General features: G+C 63.8%; 29 protein-coding genes. 10 read left to right on the top strand and 19 right to left on the bottom strand.

Going from position 1 to position 26,288, the window contains the following annotated elements; all coding sequences use genetic code 11:
- Positions 1–105 precede the first annotated feature (105 nt).
- From LMTR21_RS32800 to uvrC, 8 genes are all read right to left on the bottom strand, one after another.
- Positions 106–960, bottom strand: coding sequence for a TIGR01459 family HAD-type hydrolase (locus LMTR21_RS32800; protein WP_065753465.1), 855 nt, complete (start codon positions 958–960; stop codon positions 106–108).
- A gap of 15 nt (positions 961–975) precedes the next feature.
- Positions 976–2,430 (bottom strand): EAL domain-containing protein, encoded by a 1,455-nt coding sequence (locus LMTR21_RS32795; RefSeq protein WP_148636035.1) that lies wholly within the window; start codon positions 2,428–2,430, stop codon positions 976–978.
- A 289-nt stretch (positions 2,431–2,719) separates the two neighbouring features.
- On the bottom strand, positions 2,720–4,066 hold the full coding sequence (aptA, locus tag LMTR21_RS32790) for an omega-aminotransferase AptA (protein ID WP_065753463.1): 1,347 nt from the start codon (positions 4,064–4,066) through the stop codon (positions 2,720–2,722).
- A 107-nt stretch (positions 4,067–4,173) separates the two neighbouring features.
- Positions 4,174–5,139: a 50S ribosomal protein L3 N(5)-glutamine methyltransferase gene (prmB, locus tag LMTR21_RS32785; protein WP_065753462.1), complete on the bottom strand. Its 966-nt coding sequence runs from the start codon at positions 5,137–5,139 to the stop codon at positions 4,174–4,176.
- Entirely contained in the window at positions 5,139–5,606 is a 468-nt protein-coding gene (locus LMTR21_RS32780; RefSeq protein WP_065753461.1) for a molybdenum cofactor biosynthesis protein MoaE, read from the bottom strand. Before LMTR21_RS32780 ends, prmB begins: the two co-directional genes overlap by 1 nt.
- Positions 5,607–5,615: 9 nt before the next feature.
- Positions 5,616–5,867, bottom strand: a complete 252-nt coding sequence (gene moaD, locus LMTR21_RS32775) for a molybdopterin converting factor subunit 1 (RefSeq protein ID WP_065753460.1) — start codon at positions 5,865–5,867, stop codon at positions 5,616–5,618.
- Entirely contained in the window at positions 5,864–6,478 is a 615-nt protein-coding gene (gene pgsA, locus LMTR21_RS32770) for a CDP-diacylglycerol--glycerol-3-phosphate 3-phosphatidyltransferase (protein WP_057856576.1), read from the bottom strand. Before pgsA ends, moaD begins: the two co-directional genes overlap by 4 nt.
- A gap of 103 nt (positions 6,479–6,581) precedes the next feature.
- Positions 6,582–8,654 carry an excinuclease ABC subunit UvrC gene (gene uvrC, locus LMTR21_RS32765; RefSeq protein WP_065753459.1) on the bottom strand — a complete coding sequence of 691 codons (2,073 nt, stop codon included), beginning with the start codon at positions 8,652–8,654 and terminating at the stop codon, positions 6,582–6,584.
- Between the two features lie 222 nt (positions 8,655–8,876).
- Between uvrC and LMTR21_RS32760 the strand changes: the two genes are divergently transcribed.
- Positions 8,877–9,494, top strand: coding sequence for an outer membrane protein (locus tag LMTR21_RS32760; RefSeq protein WP_065753458.1), 618 nt, complete (start codon positions 8,877–8,879; stop codon positions 9,492–9,494).
- A 171-nt stretch (positions 9,495–9,665) separates the two neighbouring features.
- Here LMTR21_RS32760 and LMTR21_RS32755 read toward each other — a convergent pair whose 3' ends face one another.
- Both LMTR21_RS32755 and LMTR21_RS32750 read right to left on the bottom strand, forming a co-directional pair.
- Positions 9,666–9,881 carry a cold-shock protein gene (locus LMTR21_RS32755; RefSeq protein WP_028350729.1) on the bottom strand — a complete coding sequence of 72 codons (216 nt, stop codon included), beginning with the start codon at positions 9,879–9,881 and terminating at the stop codon, positions 9,666–9,668.
- Positions 9,882–10,158: 277 nt separating this feature from the next.
- The gene (locus LMTR21_RS32750; RefSeq protein ID WP_065753457.1) at positions 10,159–11,019 is read right to left on the bottom strand and encodes a 23S rRNA (adenine(2030)-N(6))-methyltransferase RlmJ; all 861 of its coding nucleotides are present in this window, start codon (positions 11,017–11,019) and stop codon (positions 10,159–10,161) included.
- Positions 11,020–11,111: 92 nt separating this feature from the next.
- Between LMTR21_RS32750 and LMTR21_RS32745 the strand changes: the two genes are divergently transcribed.
- Positions 11,112–11,336, top strand: coding sequence for a hypothetical protein (locus LMTR21_RS32745; RefSeq protein WP_065753456.1), 225 nt, complete (start codon positions 11,112–11,114; stop codon positions 11,334–11,336).
- 88 nt (positions 11,337–11,424) lie between these two features.
- Here LMTR21_RS32745 and LMTR21_RS32740 read toward each other — a convergent pair whose 3' ends face one another.
- Together LMTR21_RS32740 and LMTR21_RS32735 are read right to left on the bottom strand one after the other, a co-directional pair.
- Positions 11,425–12,105: a ribonuclease T2 family protein gene (locus LMTR21_RS32740; protein WP_065753455.1), complete on the bottom strand. Its 681-nt coding sequence runs from the start codon at positions 12,103–12,105 to the stop codon at positions 11,425–11,427.
- Between the two features lie 113 nt (positions 12,106–12,218).
- The gene (locus tag LMTR21_RS32735) at positions 12,219–12,680 is read right to left on the bottom strand and encodes a hypothetical protein (RefSeq protein ID WP_065753454.1); all 462 of its coding nucleotides are present in this window, start codon (positions 12,678–12,680) and stop codon (positions 12,219–12,221) included.
- Between the two features lie 167 nt (positions 12,681–12,847).
- On the opposite strand from LMTR21_RS32735, the gene LMTR21_RS32730 reads away from it, so the two are divergent.
- Together LMTR21_RS32730 and LMTR21_RS32725 are read left to right on the top strand one after the other, a co-directional pair.
- The gene (locus LMTR21_RS32730) at positions 12,848–13,168 is read left to right on the top strand and encodes a hypothetical protein (protein ID WP_065753602.1); all 321 of its coding nucleotides are present in this window, start codon (positions 12,848–12,850) and stop codon (positions 13,166–13,168) included.
- Positions 13,169–13,272: 104 nt separating this feature from the next.
- A complete protein-coding gene (locus LMTR21_RS32725; protein ID WP_065753453.1) occupies positions 13,273–13,806 on the top strand; it encodes a DUF3617 domain-containing protein in 534 nt (177 codons plus the stop codon).
- Positions 13,807–13,947: 141 nt separating this feature from the next.
- Here LMTR21_RS32725 and LMTR21_RS32720 read toward each other — a convergent pair whose 3' ends face one another.
- The 3 genes from LMTR21_RS32720 to LMTR21_RS32710 are packed head-to-tail and all read right to left on the bottom strand — an operon-like array spanning position 13,948 to position 16,626.
- Complete coding sequence (locus tag LMTR21_RS32720) at positions 13,948–15,333, bottom strand: ATP-binding protein (protein WP_065753452.1); 1,386 nt, start codon at positions 15,331–15,333, stop codon at positions 13,948–13,950.
- A gap of 7 nt (positions 15,334–15,340) precedes the next feature.
- Complete coding sequence (locus LMTR21_RS32715; RefSeq protein ID WP_065753601.1) at positions 15,341–16,057, bottom strand: response regulator; 717 nt, start codon at positions 16,055–16,057, stop codon at positions 15,341–15,343.
- Between the two features lie 20 nt (positions 16,058–16,077).
- Positions 16,078–16,626 (bottom strand): MarR family winged helix-turn-helix transcriptional regulator, encoded by a 549-nt coding sequence (locus LMTR21_RS32710; RefSeq protein WP_065753451.1) that lies wholly within the window; start codon positions 16,624–16,626, stop codon positions 16,078–16,080.
- A 323-nt stretch (positions 16,627–16,949) separates the two neighbouring features.
- On the opposite strand from LMTR21_RS32710, the gene LMTR21_RS32705 reads away from it, so the two are divergent.
- Together LMTR21_RS32705 and LMTR21_RS32700 are read left to right on the top strand one after the other, a co-directional pair.
- Positions 16,950–18,026, top strand: a complete 1,077-nt coding sequence (locus LMTR21_RS32705; protein WP_065753450.1) for a branched-chain amino acid aminotransferase — start codon at positions 16,950–16,952, stop codon at positions 18,024–18,026.
- A gap of 126 nt (positions 18,027–18,152) precedes the next feature.
- Positions 18,153–19,043, top strand: a complete 891-nt coding sequence (locus LMTR21_RS32700; RefSeq protein WP_065753449.1) for a branched-chain amino acid aminotransferase — start codon at positions 18,153–18,155, stop codon at positions 19,041–19,043.
- Positions 19,044–19,082: 39 nt separating this feature from the next.
- Here LMTR21_RS32700 and LMTR21_RS32695 read toward each other — a convergent pair whose 3' ends face one another.
- Positions 19,083–19,301 (bottom strand): hypothetical protein, encoded by a 219-nt coding sequence (locus LMTR21_RS32695; protein ID WP_065753448.1) that lies wholly within the window; start codon positions 19,299–19,301, stop codon positions 19,083–19,085.
- Positions 19,302–19,447: 146 nt separating this feature from the next.
- On the opposite strand from LMTR21_RS32695, the gene LMTR21_RS32690 reads away from it, so the two are divergent.
- The 4 genes from LMTR21_RS32690 to LMTR21_RS32675 all read left to right on the top strand — a co-directional run bounded on the left by LMTR21_RS32690 (position 19,448) and on the right by LMTR21_RS32675 (position 22,437).
- Positions 19,448–19,978 carry a YegJ family protein gene (locus LMTR21_RS32690; RefSeq protein WP_065753447.1) on the top strand — a complete coding sequence of 177 codons (531 nt, stop codon included), beginning with the start codon at positions 19,448–19,450 and terminating at the stop codon, positions 19,976–19,978.
- An 81-nt stretch (positions 19,979–20,059) separates the two neighbouring features.
- Positions 20,060–21,604, top strand: a complete 1,545-nt coding sequence (gene hisS, locus LMTR21_RS32685; RefSeq protein ID WP_065753446.1) for a histidine--tRNA ligase — start codon at positions 20,060–20,062, stop codon at positions 21,602–21,604.
- 122 nt (positions 21,605–21,726) lie between these two features.
- Complete coding sequence (locus LMTR21_RS32680; protein ID WP_028350741.1) at positions 21,727–21,939, top strand: tautomerase family protein; 213 nt, start codon at positions 21,727–21,729, stop codon at positions 21,937–21,939.
- Between the two features lie 102 nt (positions 21,940–22,041).
- A complete protein-coding gene (locus LMTR21_RS32675; RefSeq protein WP_065753445.1) occupies positions 22,042–22,437 on the top strand; it encodes a thioesterase family protein in 396 nt (131 codons plus the stop codon).
- A 111-nt stretch (positions 22,438–22,548) separates the two neighbouring features.
- On the opposite strand, the gene proC is transcribed toward LMTR21_RS32675, so the two are convergent.
- The 3 genes from proC to LMTR21_RS32660 all read right to left on the bottom strand — a co-directional run bounded on the left by proC (position 22,549) and on the right by LMTR21_RS32660 (position 26,132).
- A complete protein-coding gene (proC, locus tag LMTR21_RS32670; RefSeq protein ID WP_065753444.1) occupies positions 22,549–23,382 on the bottom strand; it encodes a pyrroline-5-carboxylate reductase in 834 nt (277 codons plus the stop codon).
- A gap of 190 nt (positions 23,383–23,572) precedes the next feature.
- A complete protein-coding gene (locus LMTR21_RS32665) occupies positions 23,573–24,073 on the bottom strand; it encodes a type III secretion system chaperone family protein (RefSeq protein WP_057835851.1) in 501 nt (166 codons plus the stop codon).
- A 439-nt stretch (positions 24,074–24,512) separates the two neighbouring features.
- Complete coding sequence (locus LMTR21_RS32660) at positions 24,513–26,132, bottom strand: glycosyltransferase 87 family protein (protein WP_084030642.1); 1,620 nt, start codon at positions 26,130–26,132, stop codon at positions 24,513–24,515.
- Positions 26,133–26,288 lie beyond the last annotated feature (156 nt).

Genomic DNA, 26,288 nt, shown 5'->3' with positions numbered 1-26,288 from the left:
GGACCATCTCATGCCCCGGACGCAAGCGGCGTGAGTGCGAGCCGGGGCCTATTCTACTTTGCATGGGGTTGTTTTCGCAATTTTGAGTCCGGTGCAGCGATGCACCTACCACCGCAGCTCCCGCATCAGCGCGCGGGGCGGGTGACCGAACAGCTCCTTCACCGAGGCCGCATCGAGCTGGTCGATGCCTTCGAATTCCTCGGAATGAATGCCGCGGGTCAGGAAAAGACAATCGATTCCGAAGCCCAAGGCACCCGTGAGATCGGTCCGCACCGAGTCCCCGATCGCCAGCACGCGGTCGAGCGAGGTCGGCTGGCCGCGGCGTTCGGCGGCGAGCGCCATGGCGCGGTCATAGATCGGCCGGTGCGGCTTGCCGTAGAAGATCGATTCGCCGCCCAACTCGCGATAGAGCTCGGCGACGGCGCCCGCGCAATAGATCAGGCGGTCGCCGCGTTCGACCACGATGTCGGGGTTGGCGCAAACCAGCGGCAGCTTGTGCTCGCGCGCCTGCAGCAGCATCGCGCGATAGTCTTCCGCCGATTCGGTTTCATCGTCGAACAGGCCGGTGCAGATGATGTAATCGGCCTGCTCCAGCGGCGTCATCACGGCGTCGAGCCCGCGATGGATCGACGAGTCCCGCTCCGGACCGATCCAGAATATTTTCTTTCCGGGATGGTCGGCGACGAAGTTCCGGGTCAGGTCGCCGGAAGAGACGATGGCGTCGTAGGTTTCATCGGCGACGCCGAGCTTGCGCAATTGCCGCTGCACGGAATCGGCCGGCCGCGGCGCGTTGGTGATCAGGATGACGGTGCCGCCGCGCTGGCGATAGGTGTGCAGCGCCTCGCAAGCTTCAGGAAAGGATTCGAGCCCGTTATGCACCACACCCCAGATGTCGGAGAGGATGACCTCCACGCCGTTCACGAGGTCGCTCAGCCGCTCCACGAAGCGCAATGAAGTCATGATGTCGGAAGCCTGTTAGCCCGGCCCTGCGGCACGGCGCGCCAGTGCGGCATTGCCGGTTGCCCGCATTGGAGGCTCTGCGGCCGGGCCGGCCATAGGGACGGTGTTGCTGGAGCCATTGGGATTGGCGGAGTCCTTGTTTGCTGTCGCCCCGCCGGTAGCAGATGCCCCCTCGGGCCGCAACGGCCGCGGCGGCGCAAACAGGAACCCCTGTCCAAACCGCACGTCATAGTCGAGCAGGTCCACCACCGCGCGCTCGCCTTCGATCTTCTCGGCGATCAGGTCGATGCCGAAGCGGCCGAGCAGGTCGGAAAGGTCGGACGGGTGAATGTCCGAGGTCGAGCTCTGCTTGGGATCGAGCAGCAATGCCGCCGGCACCTTGATGAAGCGGACGCCGCGATCGGCAAGGTCGCGCGGCTCGATCCGCAAGTCGGTGACATGATCGATCGAGAAGCGGTAGCCACGCTGCGACAGCGCGGCGAGATTTTCGATCTCGGTCGGGCGGAGATGGCGGAACGCCGCCTGCTTGAATTCGAGCACGAAGGACGGCGCCAGCGCCCGATTGGCCTCGAGGAAGTCGAGGCACTGCGCGAAGTTGGCGGGATTGCCGAGCGTCGCCGCCGAGACGTTGCAGAACACGCCGACGTCCTTGTTGCGCACCATCAGGCGGCGCAACACCTGGACACAGCGCAGCATCACCATGTGATCGATCTTGCCGATCAGCCCACCGGCTTCGGCGGTGGGGATGAAATCGTCGGCGGCGAGGATCTGATCCCTGTCGTCGCGCAGCCGCGTCACCGCCTCGTAGAAGCGCACCTTGCGCTGCGGCAGCGTCACCATCGGCTGCAGGTAGATGTCGAGCCGGCTTTCCTCGACGGCGTTCTTCACCGCAGCAAGCAGTTGCGGCTGGTTGCGCGAGGGCGAAGCGGCTTCAACCGGTGCCGGCTTTGCGGCTGCAGCCGGCGTGGGCCTGGCGGCGGGCGCCGCCTGCTCGGCGGCGACCGCCGGTTCGTGCTGGGGTTCGGGATCCGGCCGGGCCGGGGCGGAGGCTGCGGCCGCCGCACCCGAGGCCAGGAGGTCCTCATGGCTCGCCACCGAGACGGCCAGTTGCTTGACCAGCACGCCGAGTTCGCTGATCTCGCCGACCACGGCCTGGATGCGGTCAGAGCTTGCGGAGTTCGCCGACACCAGCCGGCCCTCGACGGCGGCGAGCCGGCGGCCGAACTCGGCGACCTGACGCGCAAGGTCGGCGGTGCCGCGCGACAAATCGGCGATCTGGCCGCCGACGTCGGAGCGGTCGCGCAGCCGCATCGACACGGCGTTGTAGAGGATCAGGAAGGTAAGCGCGGTAAGCGCCACGATCGCGGATTCGGTGCCGCTAAAACCCGCCACCGCATGCAGGACGAGGCCGAGGGAGGCTGCAACCAGCACCATGCAGATGGCGATGAAAATCGTCGAAATGCGAATCATGTCGCGCGCTACGCCCTCAGGTCCGAACTGGTCTTACCCGGGAAAACACGGAAGTTTCAGGCACCGTCCAACTTGCGCTGTCCCAAGCGCTGCAACCTTAGCACCAATGTTGATTCGCAGAGCTAGTGTTCTTTGGACACGGCCGGAACTGGGCCGACGAGGGCCAATTGCGCGTCCCGGACGCGGCGCAGCGTGCAACACTGCGTCGCAGAGCCGGGACCCATGTCGCGGGATCCGACGTGCGGTAAGATTGGTCCGGGCTCAAGGCCGGGACACGAGCGGGTCTGCCTTACGCCGTCGCGCGGATCACCTTGGCGACCTTGTCGATGATCTCGCCGATCTGATCTTCGGTGATGATCAGGGGCGGGGTCAGCACCAGGGTGTCGCCGGCCACCCGCACCATCAGATCGTTGTCGTGGAAGGCGCTGTTGAGCCCGGCGAAGCCGCGCTTGCCCGGCGCATCCGCCAACGGCGCGAGGTCGATGCCGGCGGTCAGACCCACGGTACGGATATCCACGACATCAGCTTCCTTGCGCAGCGACATTACGGCGTCGGCGAATTTTGGCTCGAGCTCGCGTGCGCGCTCGAACAGCTTCTCGTCGCGGTAGATGTCGAGGGTGGCGAGGCCCGCGGCGCAGGCCAGCGGATGCGCGGAATAAGTGTAGCCATGGGTCAGTTCCACGGCATATTCCGGCCCGCTCATGAAGGCGTCATGGATGGTGTCGCGCACCAGCACGCCGCCCATCGGAGCGGCGCCGTTGGTGACGCCCTTGGCGAAGGTCAGCATGTCAGGCACCACGCCGTAGCGTTCGGCGGCAAAGGCAAAGCCGAGCCGGCCATAGCCGGTGATGACCTCGTCGAAGATCAGGAGGATGCCATGCTTCTGGGTGATCTCGCGCAGCCGCTTGAGGTAATCCTTCGGCGCCGGCAGCACGCCGGTCGATCCCGCCATCGGCTCGACGATCACGGCGGCGATGGTGTTGGCGCCGTGCAGATTGACGAGGCGTTCGAGCTCATCGGCGAAATGCGCGCCATATTCCGGCTCGCCCTTGCTGAAGGCCTGCTTCTCGCGGTCGTAGGTCGCCGGCAGATGGTCGACGCCGGTCAAGAGCGAGCCGAACAGCTTTCGGTTGCCGACGATGCCGCCGACGGAGGTGCCGCCGAAGCCGACGCCATGATAGCCGCGCTCGCGGCCGATCAGGCGGATGCGGCTGCCCTGGCCGTTGATCTGGTGATAGGCCAGCGCGATCTTGAGCGCGGTGTCGGCGGCTTCCGAGCCGGAATTACAGAAGAACACGTGGTCGAGGCCGGCGGGCGCCAGTTCGGCAATTCGGCTGGCGAGTTCGAATGCCTGCGGAATGCCGAACTGGAACGGCGGTGCATAGTCCAGCGCCTCGGCCTGCTTGGCGATCGCCGATGAAATCTCGGTGCGGCCGTGGCCGGCATTGGTGCACCACATGCCCGAGGCGCCGTCGATGATCTTGCGGCCGTCGACGGTGAAATAGTGCATGTCTTTCGCGCCGGCGAGCAGCCGCGGGTTCTTTTTGAACGCCCGGTTCGCGGTGAACGGCATCCAGTGCGCGGCGAGATCGTTCGGAACGTTGACGGGGGTGGGGCGGGCGCTCTTGTCCAGCATGGGCGGCCTCTTGACGTTTGGGGCGTTGGGCTAGTCCCAAACTATCATTTTCGTCCCTGAACGGGAACGCCGGCGAGCCGTGATATTTGCGCGCAACTGCGGCGGATTCAGAGATCCGCGGCGGCGATCCAGAATACTTCGCCCTCGGAATCCTCGGTATCGAGCCAGAGCAGCGGCAGGTGCGGATAGGCGGCTTCGAGCTGCGGACGGCAGCGGCCGATCTCGCATAACAGCCCGCCCTGAGGCGTGAGGTGCGCGGACGCCTCGTCGAGGATGCGGCGGACGATGTCGATCCCGTCCGCGCCGCCGTCGAAAGCGAGTTTCGGTTCGGCGCGGCATTCGCGCGGCAGGTCAGCCATGCCTTGCGCATCGACATAGGGCGGATTGGAAATGATGAGGTCGTAGCGCTTGCCGCTTAGCGGCTTGAACAGGTCGCCGCGGTACAGCGTGAGTCTGTCCTCCAGCCCGTAGTCCCCGACATTGCGCGCGGCGACTTCGAGCGCGTCCTTTGAAATATCCACCGCATCGACCGCGGCATTCGGAAAATTCCGGCTGGCCAGAATGGCGAGGCAGCCCGAGCCGGTGCAGAGGTCGAGCACACTTTCCACCGCGCCTGCGTCCGCGAGCAGCGAACCGGCCTCGTCGTCGCCATCGCCGCCGAAATGCTGGTCCAGCAGTTCGCCGATGAAGGAGCGCGGCACGATGGTGCGCTCGTCGACATAGAAGGGCAGGCCGCGCATGTAGATCTTGTTGACGAGATAGGCGGCGGGCTTTCGCGTCGTGACGCGGCGCGCGATCAGATCGAGGATCTTTTTGCCTTCAGCCGACGTGACACGCGCGGTCGCGAAACTCTCGAATTGATCGGGGTGCAGATGCAGCGCCTCGCAGACGATAAAGGCGGCTTCTGCCACCGGATCGGTGGTGCCGTGTGCGAATACCAGCCTGGCTTCGACGAAGCGGCTGACGGCATAGCGGACGAAATCGAGCAGCGTCAGCAGTTCGCCCGCACCGACCTTGGGCAGTTTCGTCTGACTGACGCTGCGCTTCGCCGCCGGTTTCGCACGCCTTGCCATCAGGATTTGGTCCAGCGCGCCGCGGCGGCGTCATCATGGTCACGTGCTTCAATCCAGCTCGTGCCTGTTTCGCTTTCCTCGCGCTTCCAGAACGGCGCGTTGGTCTTGAGGTAGTCCATCAGGAATTCCGCTGCTTCGAAGGCTGCCTGGCGATGCGGTGAGGCCGTCACCACCAGCACGATGTTCTCGCCCGGCGCGATGCGGCCGAACCGGTGAATGATGGTGAGGCCCTGCAGCGGCCAGCGCGACAGCGCTTCATCGGCATGGCGCCCGATCTCGGCTTCCGCCATGCCGGGATAATGCTCGAGCGTCAGCGCCGCGATCGGTTCGCCGTTCTCGCTGCCGCGGCAGATGCCGCTGAAGGTGACGACGGCGCCGATATCGGTGCGGCCCTTGGTAAGCGCCGCGATCTCCTGCGCAGCGTCGAAATCGGCTTCCTGGATGCGAATGGTCGCGGTGACAGACATGGGTAAAGTTCAACCGCCGGTCATCGGCGGGAAGAATGCAATCTCGCGCGCGCCTGATATCGCGGCGTCCGGCCTGACATGGGCGTGGTCGATCGCGGCGCGGATCACCTTCGGCTTTTCGAAGGCATGGGCATAAGTTTCGCCACGGCTGGAGAGCCAGCCGATCAAATCGCTCACCGTGCGCACGTCGGCCGGCGGCTCGACGGTTTCCTCCGCCATGCCGACCCGCTCGCGTACCCAGGCGAAATATTTGACTTTCATCCCTCATCCTCCTTGATGAGGTGATGGATGCCGGCGCGGAAATAGTCCCAGCCAGTGTAGATGGTGAAGATCGCCGACATCCACAGCAGGACGATGCCGATCAGGGTGGTCGCAGGCAGGATCTGCTCACCCGCCTCGCCCGCGATCAGGAAGCCGATCGCGACGAGCTGGATTGTGGTCTTCCATTTCGCCAGCTTGGTTACGGGCACGCTGACCCGCAATGCCGCGAGATATTCCCGCAAGCCCGAGACCAGGATCTCGCGGCACAGGATCACGATGGCAGCCCAAAGCGTCCAGCCATGGATGCTGCTGTCGGCTGCCAGCATCAAGAGGCAGGACGCTACCAGGAGCTTGTCGGCGATCGGGTCGAGCATCCGGCCGAAAGCGGATTGCTGATCCCAGATTCGCGCATAGTAGCCGTCGAGGTAGTCCGTCACCGCAGCGGCAATGAAGACGGCCAGGGCCACCCAGCGCAGCCACAGCGGGCCGTCCAGGATGGACTGGGCGAAAACGCAGCCGACCACCACCGGAATGGCGGCAATACGGGCGTAGGTCAGGATATTCGGCAGGGACAGGGTCTTGGTCTGCCCTTTGGCTGTTGCGATGTTCATCCGTCTTACCAATACCGCTGGAACGTGAAGGTCAACCGTGCGGGTCTAGATCATCTGTCGCAGGCGACGCCCAAATGACAATGCCTTTCGACCGGAGGTCCCCTTAACCCGCCTGTGCATGGAAAAATTCAAAGATCTTGCGGGCGCTTTCGGCGCTAACGCCCGGAACCTTGCCGAGGTCCGCAATCGAGGCGCGCTCGATCTCCTTCAGTGTTCCGAAGTGATGCAGCAAGGCACGTTTGCGTGACGGGCCGATGCCCGGGATTTCCTGCAAACCGGCTTCCCTGATGTCCTTTTTCCGCAGTTTACGGTGCGAGCCGATCACGAAGCGATGCGCCTCGTCGCGCAGCCGCTGGATGAAATACAGCACAGGGTCGCGCGGTTCGAGCTTGATGGCTTCGCGGTCGGGCATGAACAGGGTCTCCCGCCCGGCGTCGCGGTCCGGGCCTTTTGCCACCGCCATCAGCGAGACCTGGGTCAGTCCCAGGCCCCCAAAAATCTCCCTGACGGCGTTGAGCTGGCCGCGGCCGCCGTCGATGATGACGAGATCGGGCCATTGCGGGAACGAATCATCGTCGGCTTTCGCTCCAGTTTTTCCTTGGGGCGCGTCGCCCTCCGGCGGCTTCAACAGCCGCTTGAAACGCCGCTCCAGCACCTCGCGCATCATCGCGTAGTCGTCGCCGGGCGTCAGTCCCTCGGACTTGATGTTGAACTTGCGGTACTGGTTCTTGATAAAGCCATCCGGTCCCGCCACGATCATTGCGCCGACGGCGTTGGTGCCCTGGATGTGGCTGTTGTCGTAGACCTCGATGCGCTTCGGCACCTGCGGCAGTCCGAGCGTGGCGGCTATCGATTCCAGGAGGCGGCTCTGCGTCGCCGTATCGGCGAGCTTGCGGCCAAGCGCCTCGCGCGCATTGGTCAGCGCATGCGTGACCAATTCCTTTTTCTCGCCGCGCTTCGGCACCGAGACTTCGACCTTGTAGCCAGCCTTCACGCAAAGGGCGTCGGCAAGCAGTGCCGATTCCTCGATCTCATGCGAGAGCAGGATGAGTTTCGGCGGCGGCTTATCGTCGTAGAATTGCGCGAGGAACGAGGCCAGCACTTCCTCCGGCGTGAACGACTTCTCCGCGCGCGGGAAATAGGCGCGGTTGCCCCAGTTCTGGCCGGTGCGGAAGAAGAACACTTCCACGCAGGAATAGCCGCCTTCCTGATGGATGGCGAATACGTCGGCCTCTTCCACGGTGCGCGGATTGATGCCCTGCTGCGACTGGATCGCCGACAGCGCGGCGAGGCGGTCGCGATACAGCGCCGCGGTCTCGAATTCGAGCTCGGTGGATGCCTTCTCCATCTCGGCGGCGAGCAGCTGCTTCACGGCGTGGCTGCGGCCGGAGAGGAAATCGTTCGCCTCGCGCACCAGCTCGCTATAGCCGGGAAAGTCGATCTCGCGCGTGCAGGGTCCCGAGCAGCGGCGGATCTGGTAGAGCAGGCAGGGCCGGGTGCGGCTTTCGAAGAAGCCGTCGGTGCAGGAGCGGATCAGAAACGCGCGCTGCAGCGCCGTGATGGTGCGGTTGACGGCGCCGGCCGATGCGAACGGCCCGAAATATCGTCCAGGCCTCGTTTGCGCGCCGCGATGCTTGAGGATCTGCGGCGCCCAATGGTCGCCGGTGATCAGGATATAGGGAAACGACTTGTCGTCGCGCAGTTGCACGTTGAAGCGCGGCCGTAGCTGCTTGATCAGGTTGGCTTCCAGCAGCAGCGCTTCGGTCTCGGTCGTGGTGGAGACGATCTCGACGGTCACCGTCGCCGCGATCATGCGCAGGATGCGCGCGGGCAAGGGCGCATTGACACGGGCATAGGACGACAGCCGCTTGCGGACGTTCTTGGCCTTGCCGACATAAAGCACGTCGCTTGCGCCATTGAGCATGCGGTAGACGCCGGGCGAGGTCGGCGCCAGCCGCACTGCGTTTTCGATGGCCGTGTGGCCGACCGCCAGCGGGCCTTCGGCAATCGCCTCGGCAGGCTCCTCGGGCGCTTCCGGCAAGCGCGCCTCGTCGTCCTCCTCGGCGGCTGACGTCGCGGGATCGACATCGGCGGCGGTCAGGTCCTGTGGCGGCAAATCCGGCTGGGAACCCCGCCGCGCCTTGCGCTTCGGATGGTCGGTAGAATCGTGATCCATGGGCCTAAATTAAGCGCTGCAGGGCAGCATCGCCAGCGCGGGCGGCCGCTCTCCCGTGGACAGGTGCCGGTAACGCTTTCTTAAGACTGATGAGGGGCCGGTAACCCGGCTTAACAACCCTTTAACTTAAAACTCTCGATAAATCTTAGCGAAAAAAGTGGAGTTCCGTAACCAGGCCGGTCTCTTCGACTGGCGGGTCGCGGTGTTGCGTGGAGTTGCGTGATGAGCAAGGTGGTGTCGGGCGCGCTGGCGCTGATCGCTGCAGGCTGGACCATGTCTGCAGGGGCGGCCGACCTCAATTACGGACGCACGTATACCGGCAACCAGCGCTACGACGCCTATAGCTGGGCCGGTCCCTATCTCGGCGGCAATCTCGGCTATGCCTGGGGAGCGGTCGCAAACAATCCGACCAAGCCGTCCGGCTTCGTGGGCGGCGTCCAGGCCGGCTATAATTGGCAGAACGGACCTTGGGTGTTCGGCCTCGAGGGCGACATTCAGGCGACCGGCGCCGAAGAAACCTTCGCGCCGTGGAAGTTTTCCAATCCCTGGTTCGGCACGGTTCGCGGCCGCGCCGGCTATGCATTCAACAACGTGCTGTTCTTTGGTACCGGCGGTCTCGCCTTCGGCGAACTGCGCGCCGCCACGTTCGGCCTGACGGAATCCCATACCAATGCCGGCTGGACGCTCGGCGCCGGCGCCGAGGTGGGCCTGGACAGGAACTGGAGCGCCAAGATCGAATATCTCTATGTCGATCTGGCCAACAGCAACTTCGTCGTTACAGGCGCGTCGAACGGTTACCGGTTCGGCTTGATACGGGCCGGCGTGAACTATCGCTTCTGAGAACAAGAAACTGACGGCTACCATCTCCCGGCGGCAGCAAGTCGCCGGGATTTTTTGCCTTCAAGCAGGGTGCGTCACGTCGCGAGTCTCAACGCCCTGGGCGGCGGCGGTGTCGTGCCCAGCGTCGTCGTCGCAGCAGGACTTCAGTCCGCGTTCCGCGCGAGCATCAGCTCACGATGAAATCACCAGGTTGACCGCCTTGGGGCCTTTGCCCTTCTTGTCCGGTTCGACCTCGAACGTAATGCGCTGCCCTTCAGTCAAATCCTTCAATCCGGCCCGTTCGACGGCGGTGATGTGAACGAACACATCGCGGCCGCCATCATCGGGCTTGATGAAGCCGTAGCCGCGTTCTCCGTTGAAGAACTTGACTGTTCCAGTCATGGCCATCGGGAAACTCCTCCCCCGTATTGCTCTGCCCCTACGCGCACCTCGCGTATTGGCCGACCGGACATTCACTGCCGGAAGCTTGGCCACCTAGGTTGATCGGGATCAATGACACCGATCGGCCTGGATTTTTGTTCGGCCTTGATCACTCCGCCGCAACCATTCGCGGAAGCGGAACGTAAAGCCAGTCCCAACGGCTTGAGCATAATACGGTTTCGCGCAAATTGCCTACGGTCCATTCGCACTTTTCGCTCTAGGCTGGGCGCTTTAGGCGTAACTCTTAAGGCTTGGGCGTCTCCAGCCTGAACCGGCCGGCACCGCCCTGGCCGAGCGGTTTTTCGAGTTCGGGTAGAATTGTCTTCAACTCACCCGCAAGCGTCCACGGCGGATTGACGATCAAAAGCCCGGTGGAGGCGAGGGGGCCACCAGCCTCCTGCGGAGCGACACTGAATTCGAGCCGCAGACATTTCCCGGCCGGCTTGCTGGCAACGGCGACGCCTGCGACCAACCGCGCCAGCGTATCGGTGGCGCGACGGCTCTTCACCGGATACCAGATCAGATAGCTGCCGGTCGGCCATTTCGCGTAGGCCTCGGCGAATGCGCGGCCCAGCCTTTCGAACTCGTCCTTTTGCTCGAACGCGGGATCGATCAGCACCAGACCGCGCCGCTCGTTGGGAGGCACGAACGCCGGTAGCGCAGTCCAGCCGTCGAGATCGACCACCCGCGCCTGGCTGTCGCGGCGCAACGCATCGATCAGTTGCTTGCGGGCGCCGGGCTCGAGTTCGCAGGCTGTCAGCCGGTCCTGCGGCCGCAGCAGCGCGCGGACGATCAAGGGCGATCCCGGATAGGCCTCAAGCTTGCCCGGCGCGTTGAATGCCCTGACGATATCGAGGTAGGGGGTCATCAGCGGCAGCGCGGTTTGTGAGAACCGTGCCTGCATCACCCGCGCAATGCCGGTCAGCCACTCGCCGCCGCGGCGCGCTTCCTCGCCAGTGAGATCGTAGCGCCCGGCGCCGGCGTGGGTGTCGATGACGCGAAACGGCGCCTGCTTTTCCTGCAGATAGGTCAGCATGCGCACCAGCACGATGTGCTTGATGACGTCGGCAAAGCCGCCGGCGTGAAAGGCGTGTCGGTAGTTCATGAGGAGAGGGACTACGACATTGGGGCGAGGAAAGTAACCCATGTCGTCACAGCTGCGAGCGGCGGGGTGACATCTCCAATCGAGTTGCTGCGATGCTGGTGACGGGCGGCGCCGGTGACGATTGCCTCAGCGGAACGGGTGATAATTCCGCGATCAATTTTGCCAAAGGTGACGGCAACGATGTCGTTCGGGTCGACAACGGCAGCGGCAGCGTCGATTTCTCGATCAGTGGTTATTCGCTGGATGATGTTATCGTCACCCGCAACTTTGGCCGAGAAAAGGGCCCGGCCATCCACGTACCTTGCAGACGACAATAAAAGCCGTGGATGACCGGGACGCAGACAGGTGTAGCCAGTCTGCGCAGGGCGGATTGCTATGCTTGGGCAGGCGTGATGGAAGCGGGGTTCAGCCGCCCCGCACCGGCGGCATCACCACCTCGTCACGCCGGCAGGCGCGACGGTCGATTTCGTCGCAAGCGCGGAATTGCATGTCCTTGCTCAGGCAGATCCGCACCTCGCTCAGGCGCCGGCTCGAGCAGACCACCGAAATCGCCGAACTGCTCAGGCCCGGGTTGATCTTGATGAAGGCGGTCTCGATATCGCCGGGGGCGATGGTCTTCTGCTCGGACAGATCGAGGAATTCCTCGGGGATTTTTACCGCGGCGCGCGCCTTGCGGACGCTTTCGAAATAGGCGCGGGCGCCGAGGCCGGAGCATGTGCCATGCTTGTCCCACTCGTTGAAGATCAGGCCGGGTGCCGGCATCAGGTCCAGCATCGAGGTCATGACGTTGCGGTCGAGCCGCGGCGACGGCCGCTGGCAGTATTCGGGAAAGCCGCGCTCATATTGCGGCCACAGGCCGTGAACCACGAACGAATAGGGGCGGCTGCACTGGACTTGTGAACGCCCGCTATTGCCGCGCTCCGCGGCCGCCTCGCAGAACGAAGGCGACCATGACAGGGCCAGGACATAAAAATCGAACTCGCCCGGGGCGTTCTGCCGGCGGTCCTGGGCGGACGCCAAGCCGGCGGTGACGGCGACAAGCGCCAACGAAATCAGAAGTCGCGAAATAATAACAGACCGGTGCATCGAACGCCCCTCTACCCGACTACCGGGAGCCTAGCAGGGAGCCGGAACATTTCAAGAACAAAATTCGAGAATCTCGAATCCGGGCAGGCCGGTTGGACCGATGAACGCCGGGATCAGGGGCGGGCGGCCCTGCAGGCCGGGCTATAGGCCCAGTTTCGGTCAAGCCCGGTCACGCACCATTCGACGCCCTGGCCGAAGCCGGCAAAGCCGCCATCCTCGATGATCGAGTAATGCACGCTGCGCATCTTGCCGTCGCTCAGCATCACGTCGCCGCTGCAGTAGCGGCGCGGAATGTTGTCGGACTGCCAGGGCCGAAACGCGGTCTCATGGATCCGGCCGAAGCCGGTGATCACGAGCGCCGAATTCCAGAACTTGCCTTCCTTCTCCTGGAATTGAGAGGCGATGGTCGACAGCGCCCGCTCGCATTCGGCGACTCGGCCGTCATATTTCGGGCCGAACAGGCCGAAATTCAGCTCCAACGGATTGGCGGCCTGGGCGGCGTGACCGGAGACCAGCAGGGCGAGCGCCGCAGCCGTCGGGCCGAGGGCTCTCAAGGATGTGAACAGGTTGCGCATGGGGAATCCGCCGGTAAACCAACGCAGGAGACGGTGCCGCGAAGCCCCGACAAGGTCAAGTGCAGCGCGGCAACACCTGACAGCCAAGTCTGCCCCCGTGCTGCAACCATTCTTTTCACGGCCATCGGCGCACACTATGGTGGCAGTCGAGCGAAATGGAGTCTGCGATGCGAAGAATTCTGGCCGCGAGCCTGATTGCCATGTGCCTGGTAGTCATGGGCGGGATGCTGGCGGGGGCGCCGGCGCAGGCGCAGTGGTTCGACATCGACACGGTGCCGCCGTTCAAGGGCAATGACACCGGCGGCATCATCGCCTATCCGCTCGCGAGGCAGGCCGATGCCCGTCAGCTCGCCGTCGATCACTGCGCCCGTTACGGCAAGGTGGTGAAATTCCTCGGCGTGCAGCCCAATTACGGCGGCTATGTTTCGTTTGCCTGCCGCTGGGTGCCCTATGGCGCCGCCGAGCGGCCGCTGCGTACGCTTTACTGAGCGCGACCTCCAAGCTTTCCCTGGCTGGACATGTTTTCGCCACGCGAAGCGTGTGTCACTTCGCGCGCGCACGATAACGTTGAAGAATTCAGGGGAGCCCACGTATGAGACGACTGCTTCTTGTATCCTGTTCAGCCGTCGGTTTGTTGTCCCTGTTGCCGGCGAGCGGCGCCGTCGCCGTGGAATTGCCGATGCGCAAGGCCGGATTGTGGGAGATGAAGGTGCTGAGCGGCGGCACGGTGCCCGAGATGACCATGCAGCAGTGCACCGACGAGACCACCGACAAGGCTATGAGCACCGCCATGGCGCCGATGGCCAAGGAGATTTGCTCCAAGCAGGATATCCAGAGGACCGCAACCGGCTATGTCACCGATTCGGTCTGCGGTATTGGCGGCATCACGGTCAAGTCACGCGCCGAAATCATCGGCGACTTCAATTCCGCCTACACCGTGAAGACGAGCTCGCAGAGCGAGGGTGGTCTGGCCGGCGCCGCGCGCGACAGCAACAGCACGATCGAAGCCAAATGGGTTGGCGCCTGCAAGGCCGATCAGAAGCCCGGCGACATCATCATGCCCGGCGGCATGAAGATGAACGTCAAGGACATGGAAAAGATGAAGGCGCTGATCCCGAAGAAGTAAAGCGTCGCAGCCCGGATGGAGCTAACGGGTCGCGCGAATGCGCGCCCGATGACAGGCTCCGCGCAATCCGGGACAAGTCGATGATGGCTGCACGGTCCCCGGATTGCGCTTCGCTCCATCCGGGCTACAGAGTTCGATTTCTTACACCGGCACCCTTACCGCCGCGCGCAAGCCGCCCATCGGGCTTTCGCCGAGCGTGATGTCGCCGCCATGCGAGCGGGCGATGTCGCGGGCGATGGCGAGCCCGAGGCCCGTGCCGCCTTCGTCCTGGTTGCGGGCATCGTCGAGCCGCAGGAACGGCTTGAACACTTCCTCGCGCATATTGACGGGAATGCCCGGCCCGTCGTCATCAACCGTCACGGTCAGATAGCGGTGATCGCGGTGGCCGGTAATGGCGACCGTGTTGGCATGGCGCGCCGCGTTGGAGACGAGGTTGGCGATGCAGCGCTTGAACGAGGCCGGCTTCACCGTCACCACAGGCAGGCCGTGGAATGACACGGTTGCTATGTGGCCGTGGCGTTCGGCATCGCTGCGCAGTTCTTCCAGCGCCATCGTCATGTCGGTCGGCTGCGCGATCTCGCCGCTGTCGCCGCGCGCGAAGGCGAGATAGGCCTCCAGCATGCCGGCCATTTCGTCGACATCCTTGCGCATGCCGTCCACTTCGGGACTGTCGCCGATCAGCGCGAGCTCGAGCTTGAAGCGGGTCAGGATGGTGCGCAGATCGTGGCTGACGCCGGCCAGCATCGCGGTGCGCTGCTCGATCGAGCGCTCGACGCGTGCCTTCATCTGAATAAACGCCTGCGCCGCCTGCCGCACCTCGCGTGCACCGCGCGCGCGGAAGTTCGGCACCTCGCGTCCCTTGCCAAAACTTTCGGCGGCCTCCGCCAGCCGCAGGATCGGCCTGATCTGGTTGCGCAGGAACAGCACCGCGACGATCAAGAGGATCGAGGAGGTGCCCAGCATCCAGAAGATGAAGATCTCCGAATTGGAGGCGTAGGCCGCGTTTCGCTCCGCGAACACGCGCATCACGGCGTCATCGAGCTGGATGCGTATTTCAACCAGATTGGACCTGCCGACGGTATCGATCCAGAACGGGCGGCGGATCTGGCGGCCGATCTGCGACGACAGGGTCTGGTCGAGCAGCGAGAAGAACGGCTTCGGCCCCGGCTGCGGCATGTCGCCGACCGGGAGAAAATCGACCACGAGCTGCAGCCGCTGCCCGACGAGGCGCAATTGCGCGCGCTCCTTGTCCTGCGGATAGAACTTGTAGACGTCGATCAGGCTGGCGATGTCCCGCACCACGGATGCCGACAGGCGCCGCGTCACCGTGTTCCAGTGCCGCTCCATGAACACGAACGCCACGACCGTTTGCAGGATCACCATCGGCACGATCATGATCAGGAGCGCGCGGGCGTAGAGGCCGGTCGGCATCCAGCTCTTGAACGCGTTGCCCATCCAGCCATTGGCCCTGGAGACGCGTTGCGACGCATTGCGGATGAGCGTCAGGCCGGTGTCGAGCGTGCTCATGGTTGGCTCAGGGCGACGCAACCAGGCGATAGCCGATGCCACGCACCGCCTGCAGGAACAGCGGATTGGCGGGATCGCGCTCGATCTTGCGCCGCAGGCGGTTGATCTGCACATCGACCGCGCGTTCATTCACCGTGCCGCCGCTGGTCAGCGCCGCGCGCGGCACCGTTTCGCCGGGGCTATTGGCCAGAATGCGCAGCATTTCGCGCTCGCGGTCGGTCAGGTGAATGATCTCCTCGCCCTCGCGCAGCTCGCCGCGATCGAGATGGAAAACGTAAGGGCCGAACGCGATCTGCTCCAGCGCTTCCACCGGCGGCGGCGCGGAGCGCTTGAGGATATTGCCGATCCGCAGGATCAGCTCGCGCGGCTCGAACGGCTTGGCGACATAATCGTCGGCGCCGATCTGCAGGCCCTCGATCCGCGCCTCCGCCTCGTGGCGGGCCGTCAGCATGATGATCGGCACCGACGACGAGGTGCGAATGAACCGCGCCAGGTCGAATCCGGTTTCGCCGGGCATCATGACGTCGAGAATCAAGAGATCGAAATGCAGGCCAAGCAGCTTGGAGCGCGCGTCGGTCGCGCTCGACGCGGTCGTGACGCGATAGCCCTCGCCGGACAGAAACCGCGACAGCAGATCGCGGATACGGCGGTCGTCGTCGACCAGGAGCAAATGCGGGGCGTCGTCGGCCAGTTGCCGCGGCGCGCGGGCGGCGGCTGTAGCCATGGTTGCTCCTTGCGCCACGATCACTCCCTTGGCTTCTTGCTGCCGGTCCCGAAGATCGCCTCCAACACCTTGTCGGGGTCATCGCGATCGATCATCGCGCGCAGGAACTGGCCGATCGCCGCAACGCCTTCGGGGTTGATCTCCCGGAGCGCGCGGGTGATGCGATCGGTCTGCAACCCTGCGAGCTTTGCCACCAACGCTTCGCCCTTCGGGGTGGCGTAAAGAAGGCGCTGCCGGCGGTCGTTGTTGCCGGTCTTCTGGATGATGTAGCCCTCATCAAGCAATTGCTTGAGCACGCGGCCAAGCGACTGCTTGGTGATGCGCAGGACATCCAGGAGGTCGGCGACCTTGAGCCCGGGATAGCGGTAGACGAAGTGCATCACCCGGTGATGGGCACGGCCGAAGCCGAAAGCCTCGAGCTCATGGTCGGCATCGCCTACGAAGTCGCGATAGGCGAAGAACAACAGCTCGATGATGTCCCAGCGCAGCTCGGCAAGCCGTGGGGCAGGGCTGGTGGCGCCCTGCGAATCGGGGTTGGTTGGGCCCCTTGAGAAATTTATGTCAGTCATGTTGACATATCTTGGGTTCAATGTTACAAAACTACCAGCCACGACGAAACTTTAAGTCGTTTCGAACTTGGTGACGTGTCAGGCAGCCGGAAAAAGCCAACGATGGCGGCAACGGCCGCAAATTGAACTACCGTGCGATTGTCGAGCGGCATTTCGGCAAACATACTGGACTTCGGCATCCCGCAAAAGCATGTCCTCACGGACATGACGGCGCAGGAACCGGCCGCGTGGTGGTGAAGGTCCAGACCTTATCAGGCCAGCAGGCCCACAGAGGCAGGCCGGCGCCAAATCGCGCCGATTTCGACAGCGGGAAGCAAAGGGAAATGAGCTTAAAATTCGAAATCCAGCCGGCGGCGAACCCGACCTCCGAGAAGGAGCGCACGGCGCGGCTCGCAGATCCGGGCTTCGGCCGGGTTTTCACCGATCACATGGCGATCGTCCGATACAACCAGGCCAAGGGCTGGCATGACGCGCGCGTCGAATCCCGCGCCAATTTCCAGCTCGATCCGGCGGTGGCCGTCCTCCACTACGCGCAGGAGATTTTCGAAGGCCTGAAGGCCTACAAGCGTGACAACGGCGTGAACCTGTTCCGCCCCGACGCCAATGCAAGGCGCTTCAGGAATTCGGCCGAGCGCATGGCGATGGCGCCGCTGCCGGAAGCCATATTCATCGAAGCGGTCGAACAGCTCGTGCGCATCGACAGCGCCTGGATACCGGGCGGCGAGGGCAGCCTATATTTGCGGCCCTTCATGATCGCGAGCGAGGTCTTCCTCGGCGTGAAGCCGTCGGCGGAATACATCTTCGCCGTTATCGCTTCGCCGGTCGGCTCCTATTTCAAGGGCGGACCCGCGCCGGTGTCGATCTGGGTGTCGGAGAACTATACCCGCGCCGCGATCGGCGGCACCGGCGCCGTCAAGTGCGGCGGCAATTACGCCGCGAGCCTGCGTGCGCAGGCCGAGGCCATCGAGCACGGCTGCGATCAGGTGGTCTTCCTCGATGCGGTCGAGCGCCGCTATATCGAGGAGCTCGGCGGCATGAACGTCTTCTTCGTGTTCGATGACGGCTCGCTCTCGACGCCGCCGCTCGGCACGATCCTGCCCGGCATCACCCGTGATTCGATCATCGCGCTCGCAAAGGATTCCGGCACGGTCGTGCGGGAGGAGCCTTACACGATCGAGCAGTGGCGCGCGGATGCCGCCAGCGGCAAGCTGAAGGAGGCGTTCGCCTGCGGCACGGCGGCCGTGATCTCGCCGATCGGCAAGGTGTGTTCGGCGAGCGGCGATTTCCAGATCAGCGGCGGTGTCGCCGGCCCTGTCGCCATGGGGCTGCGCAAGAAGCTCGTCGACATCCAGTACGGCCGTGCGGCGGACCCGCACGACTGGGTCAGAAAGGTCCTGTGACCGGCGGCGGAATTCTTCCGCCGCTCAAGCGATAGATCACTTCAAGCGTTCGGTAGCGCGCGTCTCGTCGAGCCGCGCGAGGCTGGCGTGCGGCCAATCGAAACAACGTCAATCCGGGAGGAAACCATGGGAGTTTCGTTCGACAAGATCGACGGCGTCATCTGGTACGATGGCAGGCTGGTGCCGTGGGCCGACGCCAACGTCCACATCCTGACCCATGGCCTGCATTATGCGAGTTGCGTGTTCGAAGGCGAGCGCGCCTATGGCGGCAGGGTCTTCAAGAGCACCGCGCATTCCGAGCGGCTGAAGGCCTCGGCCAATATCCTTGACTTCGAGATTCCCTGGTCGGTCGCCGAGATCGACGCCGCCAAGCAACTCGTGCTCGACACGAACAATCTGCCGGACGCCTATCTGCGCCCGATCGCCTGGCGCGGCTCGGAGATGATGGGCGTGTCGGCGCCATCAAACACCATTCACCTCGCCATCGCCGCCTGGGACTGGCCGAGCTATTTCGATCCGGCCGAAAAGCTGAAGGGCGTTCGCATGTGCATGGCCGAATACCGCCGGCCCGATCCGGCGACGATCCCCGCGATGGCCAAGGCCTCGGGCCTCTACATGATCTGCACCATCTCTAAGCACAAGGCGGAGCGCGCCGGCTATGCCGACGCGATGATGCTGGACTGGCAGGGGCGGGTGGCCGAATGCACCGGCGCCAACATCTTCTTCATCAAGGACGGCAAGATTCACACGCCGATCGCCGATTGCTTCCTCGCCGGCATCACCCGCGCCACCGCGATCGACCTTGCCAGGCGCCGCGGCATCGAGGTGATCGAGCGCCGCATCATGCCGGAAGAACTCGACGGCTTCACCGAGTGTTTCATCACCGGCACCGCCGCCGAAGTGACGCCGGTCTCGGGAATCGCGAACTGGAAGTTCACGCCCGGCAAGATCTCCGAGCGGTTGATGGCGGACTACACCGCCGAAGTGCAGCCCAAAGAAAAGGCCGCGGCTGCCTGAGGCCCGGCTTTTGATGCGCTCGGCGAGTTAGCGAACGGCTTACTTCTTCTCGTCCTTCGGGGCCGGTGCGCCGTCCTTTTCCCTTTTGATATTGCCCTTGGTTGCGCTCATGCCGGTGGTGTCCATCGAACCATCCGGCTTGGCGCCGCTCGTCGTTCCGGGCTTCTCCATGCCGGTCTGCGGCGCGGGGCCGGTGTTCTGGGCAAAGGCCGAGCCGCAGAGGAGGATAAGGGCGGCGACGGTGATGAGCTTCTTCATAGATCCCTCCTTTGGAGACCTACAAATAATTCGGCGCGCAAAGTGTGGTTCCTGGATTGGTATGCGTGGGGTCGTGAACGCTTCAGCGGCTTTGTGCGACCAACTCCCCGGATTGTGGATAGAATTCGGTTCATGAAATGGTGACAATGACCTCAGCCCTCTCAACATGCTCCAAATGCGTCGTGGCGGCTGCCTTCGCAGCGGCCCTCGCGGTTCTCGGCTCTCCTACGGGGAGCGTCTGGGCCCAGGATCGCTCCCAGGACCGCTCCCCGGTGATCGACGTCAACTCCGGCAATCCCGAAATGAATGCTGCGATCGCAAAGGCGCGGGCCACGCTGCCGGCGTTCTGGGCCTCCTACGATGCTCCAAAATCGTCGGAGACCGGTCACTCCCTCAAGGCGCGTTTTCCCAAGGCGGGAAGCGGTAACGAGCACATTTGGATGGCCGATGTGAAGAAGATCGGAGACGGTCGCTATTCGGGAAAGTTCGCCAATGTCCCGCGTGATCTGCCTGGCAAGAAGGCCGGCGACATGGCTGAGTTCAAGGAAGCTGACATCTCGGACTGGATGTTCACGCGGAACGGCAAGATCGTCGGCGGCGAGACCATCAAACCGCTCCTGAAATCAATGCCGAAGGCGGACGCTGATGCGCTTCGGGCGAGGATGGAATCCCCTTAAGCTGGAGGCAGGAAGACGGCGGCGCTTCCCGGTGCATCGGCCCGGGTTGCCCTGCCGCGCCTCGGCTGGTACCTAGCCGCCATGGCCGAGAAACCGAAAAAACCGCAGAAATTGAAGGCGCGCCTGCCGCGCGGACTTGAGGACCGTGGCCCGGCCGCGATTGCAGCCACGCGCCAGATGGTCGAGAAAATCCGCGAAGTCTACGAGCGCTATGGCTTTGAGCCGGTGGAAACCCCGGCGATGGAGTTCACCGACGCGCTCGGCAAATTCCTGCCTGACCAGGACCGGCCGAACGAGGGCGTGTTCTCGTTCCAGGACGACGACGAGCAGTGGATCTCGCTGCGCTACGATCTGACCGCGCCGCTGGCGCGTTACGTGGCGGAGAATTTTGACGCGTTGCCAAAGCCGTATCGCAGCTATCGCGCCGGCTATGTCTACCGCAATGAGAAGCCGGGCCCCGGCCGCTTCCGCCAGTTCATGCAGTTCGATGCCGACACGGTGGGCTCCGCTTCGCCGGCCGCGGACGCCGAGATGTGCATGATGGCGGCGGACACGATGGAAGCGCTCGGCATTCCGCGCGGGTCCTATGTGGTGAAGGTCAATAATCGCAAGGTGCTCGATGGCGTGATGGAGAGCATCGGCCTTGGCGGTGACGAACACGCCGGGCGCAGGCTGACAGTGCTGAGGGCCATCGACAAGCTGGACAAATTTCCAGTCGAGGAAGTCGAGAAGCTTCTTGGAGCCGGTAGATGGGATGGCGGCGAAGAAGGAAAAGGTGATTTTACCAAAGGTGCGGAACTCGACGGCATTGGAATTTCGCGCGTCATAAATTTCACCGGTTGGAAGGGTGACCCCTCCGGTGCAAGAAGCAAGACGGGATCGAACGAGGTGACGATCGCGAATTTTGAAGATGTGGTCGAAGAAAATGCTTTGGGCCAAGAAGGTGTTGCTGAACTAAGAACCATTAAAGAACTCGTTGCGGCAGCAGGTTATGACGATGGCCGCATCGTCATCGATCCTTCCGTCGTGCGCGGCCTCGAATATTACACCGGCCCCGTCTACGAGGTCGAACTCACGCTCGAAACCAAGGACGAAAAAGGCCGCCCCGTGCGCTTCGGCTCGGTCGGCGGCGGAGGTCGCTATGACGGCCTCGTTTCGCGCTTCCGCGGCGAGCCGGTGCCGGCGACCGGATTTTCCATCGGTGTATCACGGCTGCAGGCGGCGCTGACGATGATCGGCAAGCTCGACACGCGCCCCGATTTCGGTCCCGTCGTCGTCACCGTCTTCGACCGCGACCGTGTCGCCGATTACCAGAAAATGGTCGCAGAGCTGCGCAACGCGAACATCCGCGCCGAGCTCTATCTCGGCAATCCCAAGAACATGGGCAACCAGCTCAAATATGCCGACCGTCGTAATTCGCCTTGCGTGATCATCCAGGGCTCGGATGAGAAGGCGCGCGGCGAAATCCAGATCAAGGATTTGATCGAGGGCGCGAAGGCCGCGGCCGCGATTGCTTCCAATCAGGAGTGGCGCGAGACCCGCCCGGCGCAGTTTTCCTGCGGCGAGGGCGAGATCGTCGCGAAAGTGCGCGAAGTCTTGGCGCGCCATGACGTGAAGTGGGGATAGCCATTCATTCCAGGCGTCATGCCCGGGCTTGTCCCGGGCATCCACGTCCTGTTTGATAGAAGAGGCGTGAACGGCCGGGACAAGCTCGGCCACACGAAAAGAAAAACAACGAGGAGACGAGAATGCCTGAGATTACCGTGAGCATGGCCGCCGGCCGTACCGACGAGCAGAAGGCCGGCATGATGCGCGACATCACCCAGGCGCTGGTGAAGAACCTCGGCGTCGATGCCGATGCGGTGGTGATCCAGATCAACGAGGCGCCGCTGGCCCACAAGATGAAGGGCGGCAAGACCTTCGTGGAGCGCGCGGCGGCCGCTGCCGCGGCGAAGAAGTAGCGCGGCCAAGACAAGTCTCGTCATTCCGGGGCGCGCGAAGCGCGAACCCGGAATCTCGAGATTCCGGGTTCGCTTCGCGCCCCGGAATGACAGAGGCATCCCATGGACGCACGCGATTTCATCAAGGTTGGCATGAGCGCGGAACGGACGCTGGTCGTGCCGCCCGAGCGCACCGTCGGGCATTTCGTGCCTGATATGCCGATGGTCTATGCGACGCCGATGATGATCCTGGAAATGGAGATGGCGTCCAGCGACGCCATCAGGTCCTGTCTCCAGCCGGGCTGGATCACGGTCGGCACCGAGGTCGACATCCGCCATCTCGGCGCCTCTCTGGTCGGCGCCACGGTGCGTGTCACGGGAAAGGTCGTAGCCGTCGAGCGCCGCGTGATCCGCTTCGAGGTCGAAGCCTTCGAGGGCGAGCGCAAGATCGGTGATGGCCGCCACGCCCGCGGGCTCGTTAATACAGAGATGTTTACGAAACGGTTTGCGGGGAGGTAGCGAAGACTCGGTGTGTAGGGTGGGCAAAGGCGCATTCGCGCCGTGCTCACTATCCCGCACCGTGCTCGCGATGGTGGGCACGCTTGCGCTTTGCCCACCCTACGATTTCTCTTACTTCGCCAATTCCTTTGATCGCTTCGTCGCCGCGGCGATCGCGCGGATCATCAGCGGCTGCATTCCATCCTTGGCCATCAGCACTTCCAGCGCGGCGGCGGTGGTGCCGCCGGGCGAGGTGACGTTCTGGCGCAGCGTGGCCGAAGCAAGTTCCGAACGATGCAGCAATTCGCCGGAGCCCGCGACGGTTTCGCGCGCGAGCCTGGTCGCGAGCTCCGCCGGCAGTCCGGCCTCGACGCCGGCGCGCGCGAGTTCTTCGGCGAGCAGGAACACGTAAGCAGGGCCGGAGCCGGAGACGGCGGTCACCGCATCCATCAGGCCTTCATCGTCGACCCATTCGACCGAGCCGGTAGCGCGCAAGAGCGCATCGGCCGTGTCGCGCTGGGCTGCGCTGACCTTCGCCGCGGGCACCGCAACCGTGATGCCGCGGCCGATCGCAGCCGGCGTGTTCGGCATGGCGCGAACCACCATGCCGCCGCAGACTTTTTCAAGCGCTGCAATCGGCGTGCCGGCCATGATCGAGACGACGAGCGTGTTCGAGCCGACGAGGGGTTTCAATGCCGGACCCGCTTCGGGAAACGTCTGCGGCTTCACCGCTACCACCAGCGTATCGACCGTGCCGGCGTCCTTCGGATTGAGACGGACGCCCTTCGCCGCGAGCGCCTTGATCTCGTCGGACGGGTGGGGCTCGACCACCACCACGCGCTTGGCGTCGAGGCCGCCGGCCAGCCATCCTGTCAGCATCGCGCCGCCCATCTTGCCAGCGCCGGCCAGCGCGATGGTGCCGTGGAGGTTGGTGAGGAGACTAGCTGCGGTGACTAACGACGACATGCGACATACTCCCTCGTCGTCCCCGCCGAGTGCGCGGTTGCGCACGGAGCGGGGACCCATAACCACAGGCGGTTCTAGTAAAGGGAGAGAGAGGCCACAAGCAGTTTGCTTGAGACCAGAGGTCACGGAGTATGGGTCCCTGCGTTCGCAGGGACGACGCTGATTGTGTGGAAGCGCCGCAGCGAACTAACTACGCCTCGCCCTCGGTATCGAACATCGCCGCGCTCATGGCCTCGGCCGCGCTCTTTCCGGCCCAGACCACGAATTGGAACGCCGGATAGTAGCGCTCGCAGGCGTGGATGGCGCCGGCCAGCATGACCTCGCATTGCGAGGTCGAGGCGGTCAGCCCGCCCGGCAGGACCAGCGCCTGCCGGTACATGATCATGCCGGTATGGGTCCAGATGTCGAAATGGCCAACCCATAGCTGCTCGTTGACGGCGGCAATCAGGCGCTGCACCTCGGCGCGGCGCGCCGGCGGAATCTTCATGTCGAAGGAGCAGGCCAGGTGCAGCGCCTCGATCTCGGGCATCCAGGTGAAGGAGAGATGGTAGTCGGTCCAGCTGCCCTTGGAGACGATCGTGACTTCGTCTTCGCCGGAACGCTCGAACGCCCAGTTGTTCTCGGCGGCAATGTCCTCGACTGCCGCGAGCGGGTTGTTCCGGGAATCAAAAATGCTTTCGAGGAGGGACATGCCGTCTCGACCCTGTTTCTTGAATTCTTGTGATACGCACGCGGAGCACGGTGCGCGCTGAACTGATGCGCCGCCGCCGGCTGCAATCCCCTGATCGCTCATCGCCTTGGGGCCTGCCGAAGCTCAAGTGATGTGATTTGCGGAATCTGCGCAACCGACCCCTGAGTCCATCCACAGGCCAAAGCGGCGTCGTCCACAGGGTGTTCGGGGCCACGGTTATTAATTTGAGAACAAACCGGAATCGGATTCGCGCGCCGCGGAGTCCATCGCGCCGAAAATAGGGCGAGACTGCCACATTGGTTAATATGTGGTTAACTTTTTCGTCCCCGATGCAGGAACGTCGCGCGCTGGGACAGGGCTCGTGCCCAAGAGAAAATTCCCTGCCTGAGCGGCTGCAAGCTGGCAAGAGCCAGCTTGACGCGTCCACGACCTCGCTGAGCTACTCGCGCGCAGCCAGCGGGCACGCGTCGATTGCAGTCCCGAGCCACGCGCCTTCGATTTCGACGCACGGCCGGGAAGCATCGACGCGCAAACCATAGCGCACCAGCAACGGCTCACGGATCGGCTTGCCGCGCGTGTGCAAGGCCCATGCGCCACCCGGCAACGGATCTTTCAGCGCGGTGCGGATGCGGCGGTCGAACTGGCCGTCAGGCATGATGGGAAGCGCGATGTCGGCGATCTGAAAGAACCGCGACTGCGGTGGCAGCAGCGGCGCGACATAGGCCAGCGGCTTGTCGACCAGAAAATAGAAGGCGGGCTGCTCGAGGGATTTCGAGATGGTCGGATTATACGGATTGGACCAGGGACGGCGGAACCAATCCGCCGGTTGCGTCCACAGCGCGATGGCGACGGCTAAGACGAGCATCGCCGAATTCGTCGGCATCGAAGCTGCGCGCGGCGAGGCAGTTCCGGACATCGCTGCGATGCTGCGGTGGATCAGCAGGACGATCAAGGGCGCGCACAGCAGCTCCAGCACGATCGCGTAGCGATGAATCGCAAACAAGGCGAGCCACGTGGCGTACGAGACAACGAAAAACGCCAGGAACTGAACGTCGCGGCGCGTGAAGATCACAGTGTTGGTGATGAGGCTTCGGCCGATGCCGAGCGCGAGCAGCACCGTTGCGACCGCAAATCGCGCATCGCGGAACGGATATTCAGAGCTCCTGTTGTCGCCGACCAGCCAGTAGAACGGATACGCCAGGGCATCGAGCAGGCCCCGGGGCATGAACTGCCAGTCCATGATGTTCATCGGGACCAGTTCGGGTGACTGGAACACGGCGTTGAAGAGCGGGAAGATCGGATTGCCCATCTCGCGCCAGAGCATCAGCCCCCACGCGCCGCCCGTCGCCACCGCGCCGATCGCGCCGCCAACACCGAGGCAGAACGTCGCCAGCAGCGGCCGCGTCACAACGAGTACGGCGGCGGCCGCGCCGAGCGCAAAGGCAACATTGGTCAGCTTCAGTCCGACGGCCGCGCCGATCAGGAGACCCGCGAGCACGTAACGCCCGGGACGCGATCCATCAGCCGACAGGATCAGGATGCAGCCGCCAACAACCGGAAGCGCGGTGAGAATGTCGGAGAAGCTCGTGCCGACTTCCGAAAGCGTCATCGGCCCGGTTGCGGCGATCAGGATCGCTGCCGCGATCGCGCTTGCGGTCGCTGCTTCCCGCAACAGGACGCGCACCAGAAAATAGATCAGCAGCAGATTGAGGCCGTGCACCGCGCCGATGATCATCAGGCCATAGGGCGCTGGCAGCAGGTGGCGAAGATAGTAGACCGGGAAATAGACGGTCGGGTTGAAATAGGTCTGGAAGCCGGCCGGCAGGGCGTCGATGCCATAGCGGCCGGTGATGACAGCCCAGACATTGTACTCGTGGTAATTCAGCCAGTCCCAGTTGACGTCCTCGCCGGCAAACCAGGTGTAGATCGCGCCGGCCAGCAGCGAGCCGAGCGTAATCGCCATCGGCACCAGGACCTTGGTCTGAAGGATTGGCGTCTGCCAGGCCCGATCCGCGGGCCTTGCTGCCTCCGCATCGGCAACGTCAGCGGCGTGTGTCACGCTTGCTCCATGTGCGTCGCCCGGGCGATCTGGAGTTGGGCACGACAGACACCTCTAGGATGCCGGCTTTAAGGATTCGTGAATGTTTCGCCCGGCATCGATGCGTCGGTGGCTGTTTGCAAATCGCGCGTTAACGGCGCGCGATACGTCGCCTTC

The organism is Bradyrhizobium paxllaeri (genome assembly GCF_001693515.2).
In the GTDB taxonomy this organism is placed as follows: Bacteria; Pseudomonadota; Alphaproteobacteria; order Rhizobiales; family Xanthobacteraceae; genus Bradyrhizobium; species Bradyrhizobium paxllaeri.
The sequence above is the reverse complement of the archived record's forward strand: the minus strand, read 5'-3'. Positions and strand labels throughout refer to the sequence as shown.